This is a genomic window from Paenibacillus sp. J31P190 (assembly GCF_059692075.1).
Genome location: NZ_JCAUAS010000004.1, coordinates 409,497 through 427,964, shown reverse-complemented (window position 1 = coordinate 427,964; position 18,468 = coordinate 409,497). Strand labels below are relative to the sequence as shown.

Annotated in this window: 11 protein-coding genes; all 11 read right to left on the bottom strand. The window is 46.8% G+C overall.

What is annotated here, in order from left to right; translation table 11 throughout:
* Nucleotides 1–34: 34 nt before the first annotated feature.
* The 11 genes from AC58U0_RS11455 to AC58U0_RS11405 all read right to left on the bottom strand — a co-directional run bounded on the left by AC58U0_RS11455 (nt 35) and on the right by AC58U0_RS11405 (nt 18,456).
* Nucleotides 35–1,357, bottom strand: a complete 1,323-nt coding sequence (locus AC58U0_RS11455; protein ID WP_497379120.1) for an ABC transporter substrate-binding protein — start codon at nt 1,355–1,357, stop codon at nt 35–37.
* Nucleotides 1,358–1,479: 122 nt separating this feature from the next.
* Nucleotides 1,480–3,255, bottom strand: a complete 1,776-nt coding sequence (locus AC58U0_RS11450) for a cache domain-containing sensor histidine kinase (protein ID WP_497379119.1) — start codon at nt 3,253–3,255, stop codon at nt 1,480–1,482.
* Between the two features lie 683 nt (nt 3,256–3,938).
* Complete coding sequence (locus AC58U0_RS11445) at nt 3,939–7,850, bottom strand: polysaccharide lyase family 8 super-sandwich domain-containing protein (protein ID WP_497379118.1); 3,912 nt, start codon at nt 7,848–7,850, stop codon at nt 3,939–3,941.
* A gap of 165 nt (nt 7,851–8,015) precedes the next feature.
* Nucleotides 8,016–9,551, bottom strand: a complete 1,536-nt coding sequence (locus tag AC58U0_RS11440; RefSeq protein WP_497379117.1) for an extracellular solute-binding protein — start codon at nt 9,549–9,551, stop codon at nt 8,016–8,018.
* An 88-nt stretch (nt 9,552–9,639) separates the two neighbouring features.
* Nucleotides 9,640–10,518 (bottom strand): carbohydrate ABC transporter permease, encoded by an 879-nt coding sequence (locus AC58U0_RS11435; protein ID WP_497379116.1) that lies wholly within the window; start codon nt 10,516–10,518, stop codon nt 9,640–9,642.
* Nucleotide 10,519: 1 nt separating this feature from the next.
* Nucleotides 10,520–11,506 (bottom strand): ABC transporter permease, encoded by a 987-nt coding sequence (locus tag AC58U0_RS11430; protein ID WP_497379115.1) that lies wholly within the window; start codon nt 11,504–11,506, stop codon nt 10,520–10,522.
* Between the two features lie 209 nt (nt 11,507–11,715).
* Nucleotides 11,716–14,028, bottom strand: coding sequence for an AraC family transcriptional regulator (locus tag AC58U0_RS11425; RefSeq protein WP_497379113.1), 2,313 nt, complete (start codon nt 14,026–14,028; stop codon nt 11,716–11,718).
* A 544-nt stretch (nt 14,029–14,572) separates the two neighbouring features.
* Nucleotides 14,573–15,502, bottom strand: coding sequence for an EamA family transporter (locus AC58U0_RS11420; protein WP_497379111.1), 930 nt, complete (start codon nt 15,500–15,502; stop codon nt 14,573–14,575).
* Between the two features lie 106 nt (nt 15,503–15,608).
* On the bottom strand, nt 15,609–16,538 hold the full coding sequence (locus tag AC58U0_RS11415) for a nucleoside hydrolase (protein WP_497379110.1): 930 nt from the start codon (nt 16,536–16,538) through the stop codon (nt 15,609–15,611).
* Nucleotides 16,539–16,555: 17 nt separating this feature from the next.
* Nucleotides 16,556–17,503, bottom strand: coding sequence for a nucleoside hydrolase (locus AC58U0_RS11410; RefSeq protein WP_497379109.1), 948 nt, complete (start codon nt 17,501–17,503; stop codon nt 16,556–16,558).
* A gap of 11 nt (nt 17,504–17,514) precedes the next feature.
* The gene (locus tag AC58U0_RS11405) at nt 17,515–18,456 is read right to left on the bottom strand and encodes a nucleoside hydrolase (protein WP_497379107.1); all 942 of its coding nucleotides are present in this window, start codon (nt 18,454–18,456) and stop codon (nt 17,515–17,517) included.
* Nucleotides 18,457–18,468: the final 12 nt, after the last annotated feature.

Here is an 18,468-nt window from a genome sequence, read left to right as displayed (position 1 = left end):
TCCGACTTGCTCAAATAGTACCCCTCATTGGTCATTACTTCGCAGCTGCGTCGATCGCTTTCTTCCATTTTTCGTTAAGTTCTTTTTCTACGGCATCGATCGGTTTGCCAGCAAAAATACTTTGTGCCGCTTTTTTCGGGTCAAATTGAGCTGCTGCGCTCACTTTAGCGTAACCTTCATCTGTCGCATAATAAATGAAAGGTTTGTACGGATTCGCCGTCGTCCATTTGTTGAAGAATGGGAGTTCAGAAGTCACACCGTTAACGGTAGAGAACTGCTGTAATTTATTAATGAACGCTGTGTATACGTCTTTGCTGAACATCCACTCGTAGAAAGCTTTCGCTTCTTCGACGTTTTTGGAGCTTTTGTTAATCCCGACGTTCATATCGGACATCATGATGGATTGCAGATCGGTGCTTGTCGTGTCTCTGAATGGCAGCGGGAATACCCCAAGGTCATCGTCAGCTTTCACTTTTTCCATATAAGAGGCATAATACCATTGGCCTAATGCGATCATTGCTGATTTGTTTGATTCAAACGATTGTGTTGACTGGTCAAAAGAAACCGAAAGCGCGTCAGGTCCTGCATACTTTTTGTCTGCGATTTCTTTGATGACTTTGCCCATTTTGTCGAACGTGCTGCCAGCAGTGAAAGGTGCAGGGTTCTTCGCCAAGCTTGCCAAATACTGTTCATCTCCGGACAAAATATGAGGTCCGAACTCCATCAACGGGTAGAATGTCCAATCATCCTTACCGCCTATCGCTAGTGGCGTGTATTTGCCGCTTGCCTTTACCTTCTCCATGGTTGCCAGGAATTCTGGAAACGTTTTCGGAACTTCGATGCCTAATTCTTTGAAAATGCTTGGATGATAGTAAACGAATTCCGAGAAAGCGACTAGCGGTACGCCAAGTACTTTACCGTCCACTTTGGTCGGGTACTTGTTATTTTTGACTGCGGATAGCTCATCCAATGGCAGTAGCGCTTGCTTGTAGATTTGGAAATGTGTTGGCTTTAAATACATCAAGTCAGGTAAATCGTTTGCCGCCAGTCTAACCTTGAGGTACTGTCCTCCATTGTCCGGTACCTTCTCGACTTCAACCGTGACATTCGGTTTTATTTTGGAATACTCTTTCGCTTTCTCCGTCCAAAATTCCAAATCCGCTTTCGTGTCCCACATGGCGAGCTTCAGCTTCACTGGTTGCGCTGGCTTAGTCGTCGGTGCAGCCGCTTTCGTTGCTTCTGTTCCTGCGCTTGCTGGCGTTGATGTTGCTGTCTGTGTACCGCCGCAACCTGTCAATGCCGTCATGGCCATTACCCCAACCAAAGCCAAGGAACTTACCCATTTTTTATTACTCATCGCGTTGACCCTCCACCTGAATTCAATTAGGTTGTTTGTACCTGTATTTATCATAAACGATCGGTTAACGCAGCCGAATGATCGATTTTGCTCATTACTTGATCTATTTTGAACTACTGGCTTTATTCTTCCTGACTTCGGATGACGGGAAGCGAGATTTCCACCTTCGTGCCCGACGGTTCCAAACGTTCTATCGAAATGCCATATTCAAGTCCGTAATGCAATCGAATCCGATGATGCACGTTGAGAATGCCCATTCCGCTAAAGGTATAATCCTGATCAGAGTCCTGTAACTTCTCGACCTGCTCGTCTGGAATACCAACACCATCGTCCGAAATGATAATGTTCAGCTGTTCTCCCAACTTGCGAATCTGAATGGTTATCAAACCGTTGGTTTCTTTGCTAACTAACCCATGCGTAATGGCATTCTCTAGAATCGGCTGCAGCAGCAGCTTCAGTATATAGAAAGAGGTCGCTGCTTCATCGACTTCCCATTTGACTTCAAATTTATTGCCATAGCGTGTTTCCATAATGAAAATGTACTGCTTAAGATTCTCAACTTCATCAGCGAGCAGTGTTAAACTGCCTCCGCGATTGAAGGACGAAGATACCAAGCGGATCAGTGCTTGGGTCATATTACGGATGTTGTCAACTCGACTAATAATGGCCATGAGCTTAATAGAATTAAGCGTATTGATCAAGAAATGGGGATTGATCTGGGACTGCATGGCGGCAAATTCCGCCTTTTGCTTCGCTTTCTCCTGCTGCTCGGTTTGTTTGATCAGCAGCTTAATTTGGTCCATCATATGATTGAATGTGCGACCGAGGGTGACTGTTTCTGCGCTGCCGGAAGCCTCAATTTTGGCATTGAGATTCCCGTCCATGACGCGTGACATTTTCACACCTAACACATGTAGAGGCTTTGTTAAGTTATGCACGAGATAAAAGGATATAAACAAGAACACAACGATTACAACAACCGTTGCAAACAGGATGAGTTCATATATGGCGCGATAATTCGCCGTCAACTCGCTGTAAGGAATCTTGTACACGACTTTCCAGTCTGCGATGTCAACCGTGGCAAAGGCGACCAGCATCTTTTGTCCGTCGATCGTATCCACGAAATTGCCTTCGCGCTGCGAAGCGATTCGGCTCAGTAACGACGCATCCGCCCCCTGCCCTTCTGGAGGCAAATGATAGCTCGAAGCAATAGCTTGGCCATCGGAGGTCATGATACGCAAAGCCGATGAACCGCTGATTGGATTTTGCCATAGCATTTTCTCGAAATGATCCCGGCTGAAAACAAAATAAATGAAATCGATGTCATGCAGCATTTGATAATAACTTGGTGCAATCGTTGTCACAATGCTAGTCGAATCTGGAGAGCCGTATAGCACGCCTACTTGCTTACCAATGAAATGAACGTGGTCCTGTTCAGTAACCGTCTTTTTATACCAATCCATTTCGCGAATCCCGGCATCGTCGACATCCAAATCCTTGAGATACGAATAGACGCCTCCGCCCTTGAAAAAGAAATTGATTGACTGCACCCTGCCCGACATGGAGGAACTATACTTGCCTAGCGCTTTCGATAAGTCATTATAATAGGGCTGCCGCTCGCTGGAACTGGATTCATGCAGCAAAGTCGCAGTCTCCAGAACTTCCGTATCCATACCGACAGCGGCCGAGAAGGTTACCACATTATTTATTTCCTGCTCGATGGAATATTTAACCGCATGAAGCGTCTGAAGCGTTCGATCCGTTGTCTGCTGGATAAGATCTCTCTTGTATACCTGCAGAATAGTAACGCTTATCGTCAATATTGGCAGCACCACCATCGTAAACAGCAGAATGTAGAGCGTAGTAGACGTTCTCCATGGTTTTCTGAATCGGTTCAACCGTACTCGACCTCGCATCTCATTGTGGAATAGGGATTTACCCCAAGATGTAAAATATCATAGCACATCTGGTTGGATGCCTGATTATTTTCTTATTTTCTTGAAATCTCCAGCAATTGCGAACACGGTTGTTGCGAAATGTCCTGTATTGGGGCCCAATTGTTATACATTAGAGACTATCGATTGATTCAATATCCCTCCACACAACCAGTTGACTTAACTCCAACATTCGATTTTAGAGGCATCCAGCTTTCTTAACGGTAGAAGAGCTATTAGGGTTACCCCATGTTGTATTTTTTACAACAATTCACACACCTAAAGGCTATTTTGCAACTTGAAGTTGCATTTCGTACAACATTTTGAGCCTATTTGCTACAAAATCGGCTTTATCGGGCTCAATTGTTGTACTTTCTGCAACAATGAAGGGGAGAGGCGAGATTTAGACAGCAATTGTTGTACTTTCTGCAACATCCCCCTAAGCAAGGCTCTCACCTGCTTAGTTACTCAACCTTGGCATGGTCTCTCTTCGCTATACAACTTACCGTCCTAGCTCCCCTTCCCATTTCTCCCTCAGATCAGAATACTAAACATCAGGAGGTAGTGAGCTTTGCTCTCCCCCTCACATCAAGCAAAACCCGACTTCGTCCAATCGGACAAAGTCGGGTTCCGTGTCTCAGCAGCTGTTAGGATTTACACTGTGCAATGGCTTGTAATAAAAGTTCCGCAAACACGGAGTCAATCTTTTTGCCGGATTGTGCTCGAATGTGATTCTCCAGATCTTTCCAGTCATTTTTCTTTTGACTGTCATCATCATTCCGTTGAATCTTTTCTATCTTCGAAAGCAAGCTGTTCAATATGCCCTGATTGGTGATCCAGCCTTGTTGATAAGCGTAACGAACAGCTTCGTCCAAATGATCGGCATCCATCCGTACTTTTAGCAAGTATGCTGCGATAGTTTCGTTCAGGGCCGCATCAACCATTTTTACCTTCACCGCATGTTCGCCAATGCTGAGCGATAACGGACTAAACGAATAGGGGCGGCTTATTGGGACACCGTCCAACTCAAGAGACTCGCTTGCCACGCCGCTCACCGGATCGGAGATATCGAATTGCAGGCTGCCGCCATCGGTCCAATAGACATCCATGGTTACCGTAGGAACGATGACGGGAGCTGATGAATCGATTTTGATTACTGTCGTTTTAGTTGCTTCTTGGTTTCCAGCATTATCAATGCTGTAAAACTGGATTTGATGGATACCCTCTTCAGCAACAACGATGTTGTTCCCTTCCACAAAAGCGCCACCATCCAAATTGTAAAACGTCTTCTGCACGCCGCTGCCATCATCACTCGCCGTCAATGTCACCGATTGCGCAGTACGCTGCCAATCAGACTTCGCGTTAGTTGTCGTAACCGGCGCTGCTGTATCTTTCTTGAATGTGACGACATGCGTTTTGCCAAAAGATCCTGTGACCGTAATATTCAGCTTTAAGGAAGGCATCGTCTGCAGAACCGCAACCGTGCCATCGGCACGAACTAGCGTTAATCCCTCCTTGTTCAGTTCAAGCGAAATCGTACTTTGCGTTTGCGTCGGATCGGATACAGCAACTGTCAGTTCACTGTCCGTTTCCTTCACCATCACGGATGAGGGATTTTGCGCAGAAATGAAATCAACCGTTGCCGGATTCCAGAAATTCAGCGCCGTAATACCTAGCTTTTTCTCTCTGACCGCATGTACGTCCGTTGTATTGCTCAGCACCTCAACATCAGGAGCGCTGCTATATAGCGCTGTATCCGCCGTATTTTTATGCGGCAGCATGACATAGGAATAAGATGCATTCGAAGGTGTCGCCCCGTGTTCAAAGGCCAGACTCAAATAATTTCGCGTAATCGGAGCAGCCGATTGTCCGCTATTAATATCTTTCCAAGCGCCAGTTCTCGCTTCGCGCAAACCGTACACATTAGAAGCTTCCGGGAAATAATAGCCAATGTCGGTACCCGGCGCATTGCCTGCCAAGTGAGCCCACTTCACGTCTCCCATCGTTTCCGACCAGCCGAGCTGACCCGACTTTACGGTTCCGTTAATCGTGAGGGCATTATCTCCCGCATCGTTCAGTTTGCGGTTATCGATAATGGTCTCCACCGCTTGCGGTCCGGCTGTCGTGTTCGAAATACCGGAGCCCAAAGCGACGATTTCATCATCGAACATAAACCAAGACTTTTTGCCTTGCAGATTACTTCCAGTCGATTGGGCTAGTGAAAAATCCATACCTGCTGCACCATAAAGGTTATCGATGGACGAGCCGCCGACCCATTTCTTCGGATTCATGTAACTTTTCCATTCGACGGGTGTCGTCCCTTTCCCTGATCCATCCGTTGTCGTGCCTGGCAGTCGGAATGAATCCACAGTTGGCCAAAAATCATTGCGGTACTGGGTAAGATCCTGATCATATAAAAAAGTCATTCCAATGCCCGTATACCAGCCCTTCAAATTCTCGTTATTGCCCTTTTCAAAGGCAGAGATGCGGTTTGAGAATAGACTGAGCCCGAAACCATATCCTTCTCGTAAATGGACAACTCTGTCCATACCAGCAAACACTTGGTTTTTCAGCAATTCTCCGCGAGGTTGGATCGAAGCATCGTTCATCAATTTTTTGACTAGCGATAGCTCGTAAATCGGCAATCCCTCGTAATAATTGGCATATGTCGTGTCCGACTGAATCCATTCTTTGGCCATCCGCTTAATCGATAAAGCTACGTCCGCAGGTGCCCCTTCGGCTAAACGAAGCAAGGTAACAATCGTGCCTCGCGCGCTTCCCGAGCTTTGTCTGGAGATCCCTCTTCCGTTCACCATATCCATAAATAATCCTTTATAGATGACGGGTTCAAACGTATCCGATACCCAATCGTAAACATGATTCACGTTAGGATCCGTCACCGGCCATGGTGAACCATTCAACAAGAACGTCATATCGGCCGCACGGTTGAGCCATACCGCACCGTACCCCGCTGTGTATGCGATGTTGGTGTGTTGAACAAGCGAACCGTCCTTGTAAACACCGTCTCCATGATCCGTGTAAACAAATTCCGGCCCGATGGAATCAAGTCCTTGCGTGATCTTCGCGCTATTGCTCCCGATCACTCCACGCATCGTAACGACCAATGCTTTGTCGAGCAGGTTAGCTCCCGTTTCCGTCACGTTGTTGAGCGTTCTCTTCTTCGGATCCGGAACGAAGCGATCGACGGCTTTGATATACTTGCTTATTTGCGCTGGTGTCAAATGAGCGTACATCAACACTATCGTATCGTTCAGAATTTGCGGCGCTCCGATTTCCCAATCCCACCAATTGCCGTACTCATTTTTGGTTTCATTGTAACGATTCGTATACATCCAGTCCAAAGCACTGATGATGTCATCTCGCAGCGCCGTATTCTGATACAGGCTTGAGCCTTGAAGAGAATAAGCGAGCGCCATGGCTTTCAGCCTGCCGAAAGCACTAGATATTTGAGCCGAATCCGTCGCGCTGGACAGATCGTTCCACAAATAAGAACGGCCCGCAGCTTTATTAAGCGTATCCCAATGTCCTGTCGCATTACCATTCGTGATGCTTGCAGCTAAAGTAGTTAGGTTAGCAGCAATATCAGGATCAGCCGTATTGTACGAGGTTCCCCCGGTCAATTTGCCGAACCATTTCAGACGCAGATCGCTGTACGATTGAATCGTTTCAGCAGATTCTACATTAACAAGACATTGCGCTTTTATCGTTCCATCTGGTGTCGAAACCATAATCGTAGCTGAACCTAACCCTTCTCCGGTTACTTTTCCATTACTGTCCACTGTTGCTACACTCGGATTGCTGGAACTCCAGATAACTGTTTTGTCCGCAGCGTTCGCCGGTGTGAACGTCGGTGTAATCGTTACCGATGCACCTTTGGCCATGGAAAAGGCGGTTTGATCTAAAGCAATTCCTGTAATCCCGTCATATTCCTCCAAACTGATATCGTCAAACCATACTTTTCCTTTTCCCGTTTCAAGGAAAGGTTCAATGACCAACTTCGTGACGCCCGCTGGTATGGTCATAAATACTTGCTGTAAAGTCCAATCCTTCGTACCTAACAACTTGGCAGATGCAGGACCGTCTCCAACTTTACTCGTGTTATAGTATTGCGTTCTGAAGTAAGCACCAGTGCCCGTTACGTTGTCGGTTTTTACCCACACTTTAAGTCTGTAAGATTTGCCGGCAGTTACACTCGTGACGCTTTGATTCACAGAGACTCGGCTTGTTGCGAAGGCATCAAACAAAATCGACTTGCTCCCTTCATGATAAGTGGTTGAATCCAGCATGACGTTCACCGTTTTATTCGGAGCTTTCCCGCTCCCGGTTGGAATCCATAACCCCCAGCCAACAGGGACAGGACTTGTGACACCGCTCCAGGCAGCATCCGTTGTTGTGGTTGTCTGCTCGAAGCTTCCGTTCGTCATCTGGTTCACCGCTGCAGCCTCTGCCTTAAGGATAGCGTTTTCATAAAAGGGGATGTACGATCCAACCAGACTGAAAATTAAACTGACAGCTAACAAAATACTTACTTTCCTCATTAACTTCACCTCGCTAGAAATTAATATAAAAGCAATTAAAATGTAAGACATATAACGGAATTTGTATATCGACGATATTTGAACCATATCGTTTTTTTATGAAAAGTAGAAAACAAAACCCGACGACGCCAATATAAGGTCATAGTCGGGTCTGCGATGCAGCAATTATTTCTTGTTCTTTTCTTTAAAGAAGTCACTCGTTTCTTTGACGTGCTGTTGGAAGCTTGGGTCGTCTTTGTACGTTTTTACGAATTTATCCCAATCCTCAATTGAATTCTTGCCGATAATCACGTTAGTGAGCATGTCGTTAAGCTTCTTGTTCCAGTCCGCACCCTTCTCTTTAAATGGGGCCGAATTCATTAAGCCATAAGTCGGATCCGGGATGGAGCTGATCGAATCAATCAACTTTTTATTTGCCTCAAATACGTCGCTCGGGATGCCCGATACTTTCGCTCTAAGGTATTTATCAAAGGTTCCCGTCACCCATTGGCCGGTCGTATCACCCGAATATCCTTTTTTCTTGCCTTCTTCCGTTTGCTCGACAAAGCCGTCAGGCTTTAATTTGTAATCAACGTCTTGAATACCGTATACAGCCAGGTTGTAACCTTCTAAAGAAGCTGTGTAATCGTAAACTTCAAGAATTTTCTTCAGCTTCACCTCGTCTACGGATTTCTTATTGATCAGGAATTGACCGTAGAAACCGCTAGCTTGCTCGTAATAGGCTTTGCCGTCCGCCGCTTTCGGAAGCTCAAAAGCAACCAGATTTGCCTTAGGATTCGTTTTTTGCAGTTCAACATTGTATTTGTAGGCATCAACAACGTTAGCGATGGCAAGACCTGCCTTCCCTTGCACGAGCATGTCTTTGATTTGTGCAGTCTTGAGCACAGGGAAGTCAGGCAAGATACCGCCTGATTTGTAAACTTTGTTCCAACTGATTAGCGCCTCTTTCGCTTGCGGGGTCCACCAATATGGCGTCAGGCCGCCATTCTCTTCCTTCCACTTTGTTCCTGTACCGAATAGCGACAACAAATAACTGGACGGTCCAGGAGATCCAGGAAATACAGCGCCATACGTGTCCGCAGCGCCATTGCCGTCCGGATCTTTCTTCGCGAATGCTTCGAGCACGTTGTAAAGCTCATCCATTGTTTTCGGCGGCTGCAAGCCGAGCTTATCCAGCCAATCTTTGCGGATTAGCAGCGATTCATGACCGTCCAGCGGTCTGACGCGTGGCAGCGAGTAAAGCTTTCCTTTGAGCGATGCATTCTTGTACACATTCTCCGGGTATTTGGCCAAGTTTGGGTAATTTTTAACATAATCCGTTAATTCCCAGAAAGCGCCTTGATCGATAGCATTCAAGAAGGCAGGCGTTGAATTGAAGTCCTCGATGAAGAGCACATCCGGCAAATCTCTGGAGGCGAGCAGTGCATTTAATTTTTCCGATATTTGAGCGGATGGAATCCAACTCAGCTTCAGGTTAACATTTAATTTCTCATTCAGTTTTTTAACCGCTTCCAGTTCGCCCGTTGGAGCTGCGGCGAAGGCCAGCGTCGTAATTGAAATATCCGTCGGTTTCGCAGGCTTGCTGCTTGCCGTGCTGCCTGCCTTTTGACCTTCATTTGATGCGCTGCCGCAAGCCGCCATGGATGCCGTAAGCGCAGCCGCTGTCATAACAACAGCCAATTTTTTAACCATTAGTTTCATGTGAGGACCTCCCAGGAATAATATCTTTATACTTACCTCTTCTGCTGTGCGTTTAAGCCAGCATCACCCCTTTCAGAGCTATAAACCTTTATCCTTTCACGGAGCCAACCATCATGCCTTTGACAAAATATTTTTGCAGAAACGGATAGACGATGACGATTGGAAGCGAAGAAATAACGACAGCGGCCATTTTGATCACCTGCGGTGGCACCGTCTGCTCACTCTCCAGCATTGCGGCAATGGACGGGTCCGCCATTTGCGAAGCAGAAACCAGCATCATTTGCAGCAGAACCTGCAGCGGTCTGAGCGTGTCTGTGTTAATGTAGAGAACTCCACTGAAGTACGTATTCCAGTAAGCTACAGCATAAAACAAGCCGAATGCTGCAAGCGCTGAAACGGACACAGGCAGCATGATACGGATAAAAACCCCGATATCCGAGCAGCCGTCGATTTTAGCCGCTTCCTCCAATTCATCCGGTATTTCCTGATAAAAGTTTTTCATTAAAAAGACATACCAAGCGCTAGTCAATGCAGGCAATATGAGAGCCCATACCGTATCCATCAAGCCAAGACTATCCACGAGTAAATAATTTGGAATCATGCCCGGGTTAAAAAGCATGGTTAGCAAAATAGCAACCAAGAAAAATTTCTTTCCCTTCAGCCTTTTACGCGATAGGACATAAGCGAGTGCACTCGTAACGATTAGGCTCAAGAGCGTACCGAAGACCGCCAAAAATCCGCTGACTCCCATAGCTTTCACGAACGCGTTAGTCGAAAAAATAAATTCGTAAGCAGAGAGACTCCATGTTTGTGGTATTAATACGATTGATTTGCTCATGTACTCTGTCGGGTCGGTAAAAGATACAAGTATGACATAGAGAAATGGCAGCAACGTCACAAGCGCAAATATCGTTAACACAGCGTAGTTGATCGCAGTAAAGAATTTCACGCCGAAGCTTCTATTCATGTTAGTAGAGTCCCTCCTCTCCGAATTTTTTGGCTAAGCGATTGGACATTACAACAAGGATTAGTCCTACCACAGATTTGAAAAGTCCGGCAACCGTTGCATAACCGAATCTTCCTTGCTGAATACCTACACGGTACGCATAGGTATCGAAAACATCGGCCAGATGCGCAACCGGTCCACTCATCATCAAGTAAATTTGTTCAAAGCCTACGTCCATCACTTGCCCCAAACGCAGGATGAGCAGGACGATGATCGTGCTTTTAATACCGGGAAGCGTCACATTCCTCGCTTGCTGCCAGCGACTAGCACCGTCGATTTGCGCAGCTTCATATAGCTCTGAGTTAATGCCAGCAAGGGCGGCAAGAAAAATGATTGTCCCCCAACCCGCTTCTTTCCAGATGCTTTGTGCGGTCAGCATAGCCCAGAATAAGTTCGGTTCCGTCATGAACTCGATCTTTTGTCCCCCGGACTCGGCGATCAGTTGGTTAATGACTCCGCTGCCTTGACCGAAGATCAGAAAGCAAATCCCAACAATAATGACCCAGGAAAGAAAGTGCGGCAAGTAAATGACCGTTTGTACGATTTTTTTGAAAGCGAGCTTACGCACCTCATTCAGCAGAAGTGCCACTACGATTGGAATCGGGAAGAAGAAAAAGATGTTCAACAAGCTGATCGCCATCGTATTTCGGAACAATTGCATAAAATCGGGATTGGTGAAAAACTCGTTGAAGTATTTCAGGCCCACCCACTCACTATCCCAAAAACCTAAATAAGGAGAATAGTTTTGAAAGGCAAGCAGAAGTCCCCACAATGGGAAATATTTAAATAGCAGGAAAAACAATAATCCAGGCGCTGCCATTGCATATAGATATTTGTCACGTTTTATCGCGACGGCCCAATCCTGCACCCACGAGCCTTTTACTCGAATTGCTTTTTCCACTCCAGCTGGTGCCGCTGCCTGGAGCGGTTTCAATTGACTTTGCGACAACTTCCTCACCTCTCGTTCATGTCATTAGCATCTCGCTGTTTTGCATGAACAGATCGTACAATGATCACAGCTTTCCGTACAATGACCAATTCTTGTAGTCTAAAACGTCTGAGGCAAAAAAAGAGAAACCCCGCAGTAATGGGGTTCCTCCGAAAATTTATACGCTTTTCTTGCTTTAGAACAAGCCTGCCGAACAAAATATGTGCATGCTAATTATCATTATCGGCTCCCCGGTATTGACCCGGCGTTACGCCGATGTGCTTTTTGAATACACGAATAAAGTTTTTCGTCTGGTAGCCGACTCTTTCGGCAATGTCCGAAACCGACAAATCCGTCGTTCGCAGCAGCTCGATGGACTGTTCAATCCTGATCTTCGTCAAATATTCGATAAATGAAACATCCATCGTCTTTTTAAACAGTTTGCTTAAATAGTGGGAACTCAAACCGCAAATTTGCGCGCATTGATCAAGCGATAGATCAAAGTGGTAGTTGTCCTCGATGTAGCGGACGACCTTTTGGATTAATTGTTCATGTTCTTGGTGCTGTTTGCCATGGACATAAGCAACAATCGGATCGACCATTTGCAGCTTGAACCATTCGTTCAATTCACGAATCGTGCTTATTTTGTGGATTTGTCCGTAAGGATCGGATTCCGCTTCTCCGAACAAATGCGCCGAATCGAGACCCAACAAATATGCAGTACGAATTGCAGCGGTTAGCAGCCGATAATACGACATTTGAATCAGCTCTAGCTTTTGGACGTTGTCACTCATCGACTTGGCGAATTCGGCCAGCATCCGCTCCGCTTCTTCCTGATCGCCTAGCTGCAGGGAATGTTCGAAGTGGGTTTCGATCTCGAGCGGATAGCGGTAATGAAGTTCAGATGCGCCGCCACCGCCCGTGTGCGTAATCACCTGATTACCGCCAACGATCATGCGAGAGCGAACAGACAAAACCGCCTCTTCATAAAGTTCGGGGAGCTCTGTAATCCGTTCGCTCTGTCCACTCAAACCGATCGTCACTGGAAGACGTAGATAATCGGACACAAGCATTCGCAGGCGTTCCGCAAACAATTTAACCTCAGTCTGCCCATCATCCGTTTCCTCGGGGTCGCGGAACAGCCAAACAGCGACCTGGTCATTCAGCAGATTGATGATGATACCCTCCATCTCTTGCGATTGCATCAGTTCACCGACAATATTTTTCAAGGCAAAGACGATCAAATCACGGTCATTTTCCTGAAAGCGCGAACCGCTTTCCTGCGGCGGGTCGCAAGTGATGACGAAGACACTGTTTTCCCGTCCTGAAGGTACGTCGTATCTGCGTAACATGCCCTCTAACTGATCCCCAGAGTAGTGGAGAAACCGCCCCTGCAACAGCTGCAGTGCAAAGATTTCTCGAACTAAAGGTAATTGATCGCTTAGCTGCTGCTGCAGTTGATTGGCCGTGCTGTTCAGCTCACCCCATCGTTTGCGTACGAAGCCAACTTCATCCGTTTCCGAGTCGAGTGCTTGTCCGCCTTTCAAATGGGCCACGAGGTTCTCGATCGGTCGATAGACACGCCGTGTACCCCATAACGCAATTAAGATACCCAGTACAAGACAAACGGCAATGATCGTCAGCGTAATCATGGCAATGCCTTTGGATTTGGCGTTCAATTCATTGACCGGCACCATGTTAATATACTGCCATTTGTTGTAGGAGGAAGTAATTGGCGTCACCATGTAATCCGTATCTTGAAAAGTGAAAGTAAAGCGCTGCTCAGTTCGCTTTTGAGCAATAAGTTCGACTAAGCCTTCTGGAACGCTATTCCCGCCGCTTGAAGTCACAAGGTTGCCCGTTGCGTTTAAGATGAACATTTGCTCGCCGCTATAACTGACGAACCGGCTCATAATGTTTTGAAAGAGTGCCTCATCGATACGTATAAACAAAAGTCCAGTCGGATTTTTGGCTAATAGCGGCACCTTAGATATCAGGGTTACGCCGTTAAGATGATAACCGGGTAAATACGGAACCGGCCCCGTGACCCATCTGATCTGGTCATCGGATGCAAGTTCTTTCAGCAAAGCCTGGCGATCTTTGTCTTCCGTAATTCTGCGGCCACCGTTGATTGGCGAAATTAAATAACCTTCGTCCGGTACGTAAATTGCGACATCGCTTACTTCTTTGTTGCCATTTTGCAGCGCAGATAACTCACGTGAAATGCCGGAATAAAAGCCGGTATAGTTCGTGCTTTTCAGCTCTGTCAAATTCGAGCTAAAAAAAGTGCCCAGCAGCATTTGTATGGCATTGTTTTGTATCCGATCCAATGTGGAATCGATACTCGAGGACACATTATTCAAAATGCGGACATTTGATTGGTTAACTTCACTCTGTACGACTGAAGCAGAAAACCAATAGCTTCCGAATCCCACGGCTATTACCGGAATGACAGCTACAAATAAAGACAAGGTAACCATATTGCGAAAAATCGTTTTACGCTGAAATAAGCGCTTCCAACTTTCCTTAAACCATCTACGCATAGCGAACACCTCATCAACAGATTCATGAGCATTGTAATCGGTTGATGGAATAAAATCAACCGGGAAAGCCCAATTTGCTGCGGGGCAATAGGCTACATCTTTGGTCATGCATGAATTATTCGGGCGCTTATGTATGAGATGGTGCACTTTGTAACCATATAATTTCTTTCTCTATCATTTTGCTGTATGTTGTTGCATTTACTCTGTCAGGCTGCTACATATTGTTGCATTTTGTACAAAATTTAGCATGGTTTTTCACGTTTTCCCCGCGATTGTTGCAAAAATTACAACAATTCCAGTCAAAAACAGCACATTACCAGAAAAGAACGCTAAATTGTTGTACAACATACAACAACATTAACTTATTCAGCAGAAATCAAGGAAATTGTTGCACGTTTTCCAACTTGGCTTCCTCAATCCCCTCAATCTCCTCAAATCCCTCATTCACTTATTCTTATCAACTGAAAAAAAGGATAAGCATCGCTTACCCCCAAACCCAAAACTTATAAATGCTAAATGTCGAAAAAGACGCGACGATCACACACTACGCACTTACATTCGCGCCGACAATAGCGGCTTGACTCTTCTTGCGCTTCATAAGCTCAGGAAGGGCAATGCCGAACATCGTGATCGCCACGCCAAGCCATTGCAGCCAGTTGACGGACTCATTCAGCACGACGTATGACATAATGACGGCCGTTGGCAGTTCAGCCGCACTCAAGATTGTTGCTAGTCCGCCGCCAACACGCGGTACACCTATGGCATAGAACAACGGCGGAATGACGACACCGAAGAGAGCTAGCAGCAGCGCCCAAGGAAGCAGTGCCTCATGTAAAGATCCGTTCACAAGGAAATGCGGTGGAAACACCAGCATGACGAGAATGAAGGAACCAGTTAGCATGATAGCGCTTCGTGTGATCGGGGCGACATGATTGGCTGTTTTCCCGCTAAACCAGATGAAGAGCGCATAAGCTACTGCAGCCAACAAGCCAAGGGCAACACCTATCCACGAAACAGCTTCCTGCCCCCCGCCTAAATAGCCGCTTGCCATAATAATCCCAACAAACAAAATGACAAGTGATAGAATTTTCTCCTTGCCAGGGCGTTTGCGTTCAACGATTGCCTCCAGCAAAATGCCCATCCATGTAAATTGAAACAACAAGATGATCGCGAACGAAGCGGAAATATATTGCAATGCCGCATAATATAACATACCCACTATGCCTGTGGTCGTACCAACGGCCATGAGCGAGAGCACTTGCCGTTTTGTTACTTTAAACGTACTAGATGCCGAGGTTTGCTTGGCGGATTTCGCGGTCAAGAATACCAACATCCACAACATAATCACACCGAATAGGTTTTGGCTGCCGACGACATCGCCGACATTGAAACCAGACTCATAAGCTTTCTTTACAAAAGTAGATAATAAACCGAAGCTGCATGCCCCAGCTAAAACAAATAAAATGTATTTCATGATGCCTCCCTGCGAAAAGAAAAAAACGGACTGTGTGCCCAGTCCGCCACGTTTCGTTATTATGCCATTATATATAAATCTTATGACGAAATCGAGTCACTTCCATTTAAACTACTTTACTGAGAAAGTGTTCCAAGAAGCGCTCAGCGTCTACTTCCAAACAAACATCCATGTTAGGCTCGTGTGCAGGCCTGCTTCGCAGATCACCAACTGTACGGCCTAGTGAGTGGAAACCGTCGAGGTCGACCCGAACATGCAAGCGTTTCGTTTTGACGAAATCCGGATTAATGGCCACACCAACGGCAAGCGGATCGTGAAGGCCGCAGCCGCCGATGCCTGGGTAGAAATCTTCATAGGCATCGATATAAAAGTCGGTCATATCCGCCAATAAGGTACTGAGAGCCGTTTGCTTGTCCCGCCATACCTGAACATCTTTCTTCGGCAGCAGCGTCTCCATCGTTACGTCGAGGCCAACCAGTGTGATCGGGATGCCGGAGGCGAATACATAATCCGCCGCTTCAGGGTCAGCGTAAATGTTTGCTTCCGCATGCGGCGTCACATTACCCGCTCGGGTTACAGCCCCGCCCATAACAACCACCTTGTCCACTAGGCCAACAATATCAGGAGCCTGCATGATCGCTAGCGCCAAATTCGTCATCGCTGCAACCGTAATAATTGTCACTTGATGCGGCTTACTCCGCACCTGATCAATAATAAATTGTGGTGCGTATTGCTTCGATGCTTCTCGTGTAGACATATCTGTCAGCGTGTTCCCAATTCCGTCTTCGCCATGAATATGGGTCGCACTCGCTTTCACCCGGCTAACGAAAAGCGGCTTTGCCGCTCCCGGAATGACAGGAACTGAGCTGTCCAAGTGTTCAAGAACAAGCAGCGTATTGCGGGTCGCTTCTTGAACTGTAACGTTACCGAAGCAAGTCGTCACCCCCAGTAATTCCACTTCTGGGGCATTCACCGCGTAACTTATTGCCAGTGCATCATCAATACCTGTATCAACATCCAAAATAATCGGTTTCATCTAAGTTTCTCCTCTCGTTAGCTCTTTAATGTGTTGATGAAATAGTCAAGAAACCGCGGGCTGTTGACTTCAAATGCCACTGATGTATTGGTAACCGCCACCGTCCTGCGGAAATCAGCCAATGTAGCTCCATAGGACATGGTCCCTTTTGTCTCAATGCTTATATAAAGATCTTCCGTCGTGACGAGATCCGGATAAGCAGCAACTGCAACCGCAAGCGGATCATGCAGTGGTGCGCCATAGAAACCATTCTGCTTGTCATATGCGCCAAAATAAAACTGGATAGCTTCTCCTATATAAGCGGCCGCCCTTTCATTGCCAGGTGCAGGCGAATCCATAAGTACGCGTCGGTGCTCCTCGCCAATGACCGTCTTCATCGTTACATCTAGGCCGACGAGCGTAATCGGGATGCCGGATTCAAACACGCGATGCGCTGCCTCAGGATCGCCGTAAATGTTCGCTTCAGCAACAGGTGTAACGTTGCCAGGCACTTTCACTGCACCGCCCATGATCACAAGACGCTTCACCTTGGAAGCGATGGAAGGATCTTGCGCGAGTGCGATAGCCAGGTTCGTCATTCGGCCCACGAACACTAGCGTTAGTTCGTGCGGGTTTTCATTCACCTTGCGGACGATGAACTGAGCAGCGCTTTCCGCAATGGCCTTTCCTTTGGGCTGCGGCAGCTCGCAGTTGCCGATCCCGTTATCGCCGTGGATATGCGTGACAGGACCGCGCCAGTCGCGGAACAGCGGCTTTGCTGCGCCCATAGCTACAGGTACTTCGTAATCAACGCCCGACAGCTCAATCACTTGCAGCGTGTTGCGAGTGGCTTGCACGACATCCGTATTACCGAACACCGTTGTAATGCCTTCTACTTTTATGTGTTTTGTTTTCAGGGCGAGCAAAATCGCCATTGAATCATCAATACCTGTATCAACATCAAGAATCATGCGAACGTTTTGCAAAGTATTCACCTCTATGTGTAATTTTTCAAAGTTTGAATAAGCATGTTCCAAAATTTATCTTGGTCAAGTGTGAAGGCCACATTCACGTTAGGCTCCCTACCTGTGACGCCTAGCAAATCAATAACCGTCATGCCGTACGTATGCTCACCTGTTGTTTCAATATCAACCCGCAGTTTCTTCGTTCCGAATGCCGTCGGATCAATACAGTAAGCGACGCAGCAAGCATCATGAATCGGAGCACCAGCAAAGCCGAAAACTTCTTTATACGTATGGGAGAAAAAACCCAGAAGTTCATGAACGAAATGAGAAACCCGGTTATCCACATCTAGAATTCGTTGATGAACATCGTCCGTTACGATCGCTTGATGCGTTAAATCCAGCCCCATCATCGTGATGGGCACGCCGCTTTCGAAAACAACCTTTGCCGCTTCCGCATCGACATAAATATTGAACTCGGCAGCAGGTGTTGTATTACCAAACGTTCCTCCACCCATGATAACTATTTCTTGAATTTTAGATAAAATCGCAGGTTCTTTGCGCATCGCCAGGGCAATGTTCGTGAGCGGAGCGACAGGAACCAGCGTAATATCGCCATCTGATTCCATCAACTTGCGAATGAGGAGATCAACAGCATGCTCCTTCTCCACCGACTTCCTTGGATTAGGCAGCGTAGGGCCATCCATACCCGAATCGCCATGTATATCAGCTGCGGTTCGGCGCTCACGAACGAGCGGCTGTCCCGCCCCTTTTGCCACAGGAATGTGCGTGATGCCAGCCAGTTCGCATACTTTCAACGCGTTAACCGTCGTTTTCTCGACCTCGGCATTGCCTGCCACAGTCGTGATGGCGACCAGCTCCACGTGCGGATTAGCCCCTGCCAGCAAAATCGCTATAGCATCATCGTGCCCCGGATCGCAATCAATAATAATTTTTCTTTTCACTTTAGTTTCCATTGTTCGCTCCTT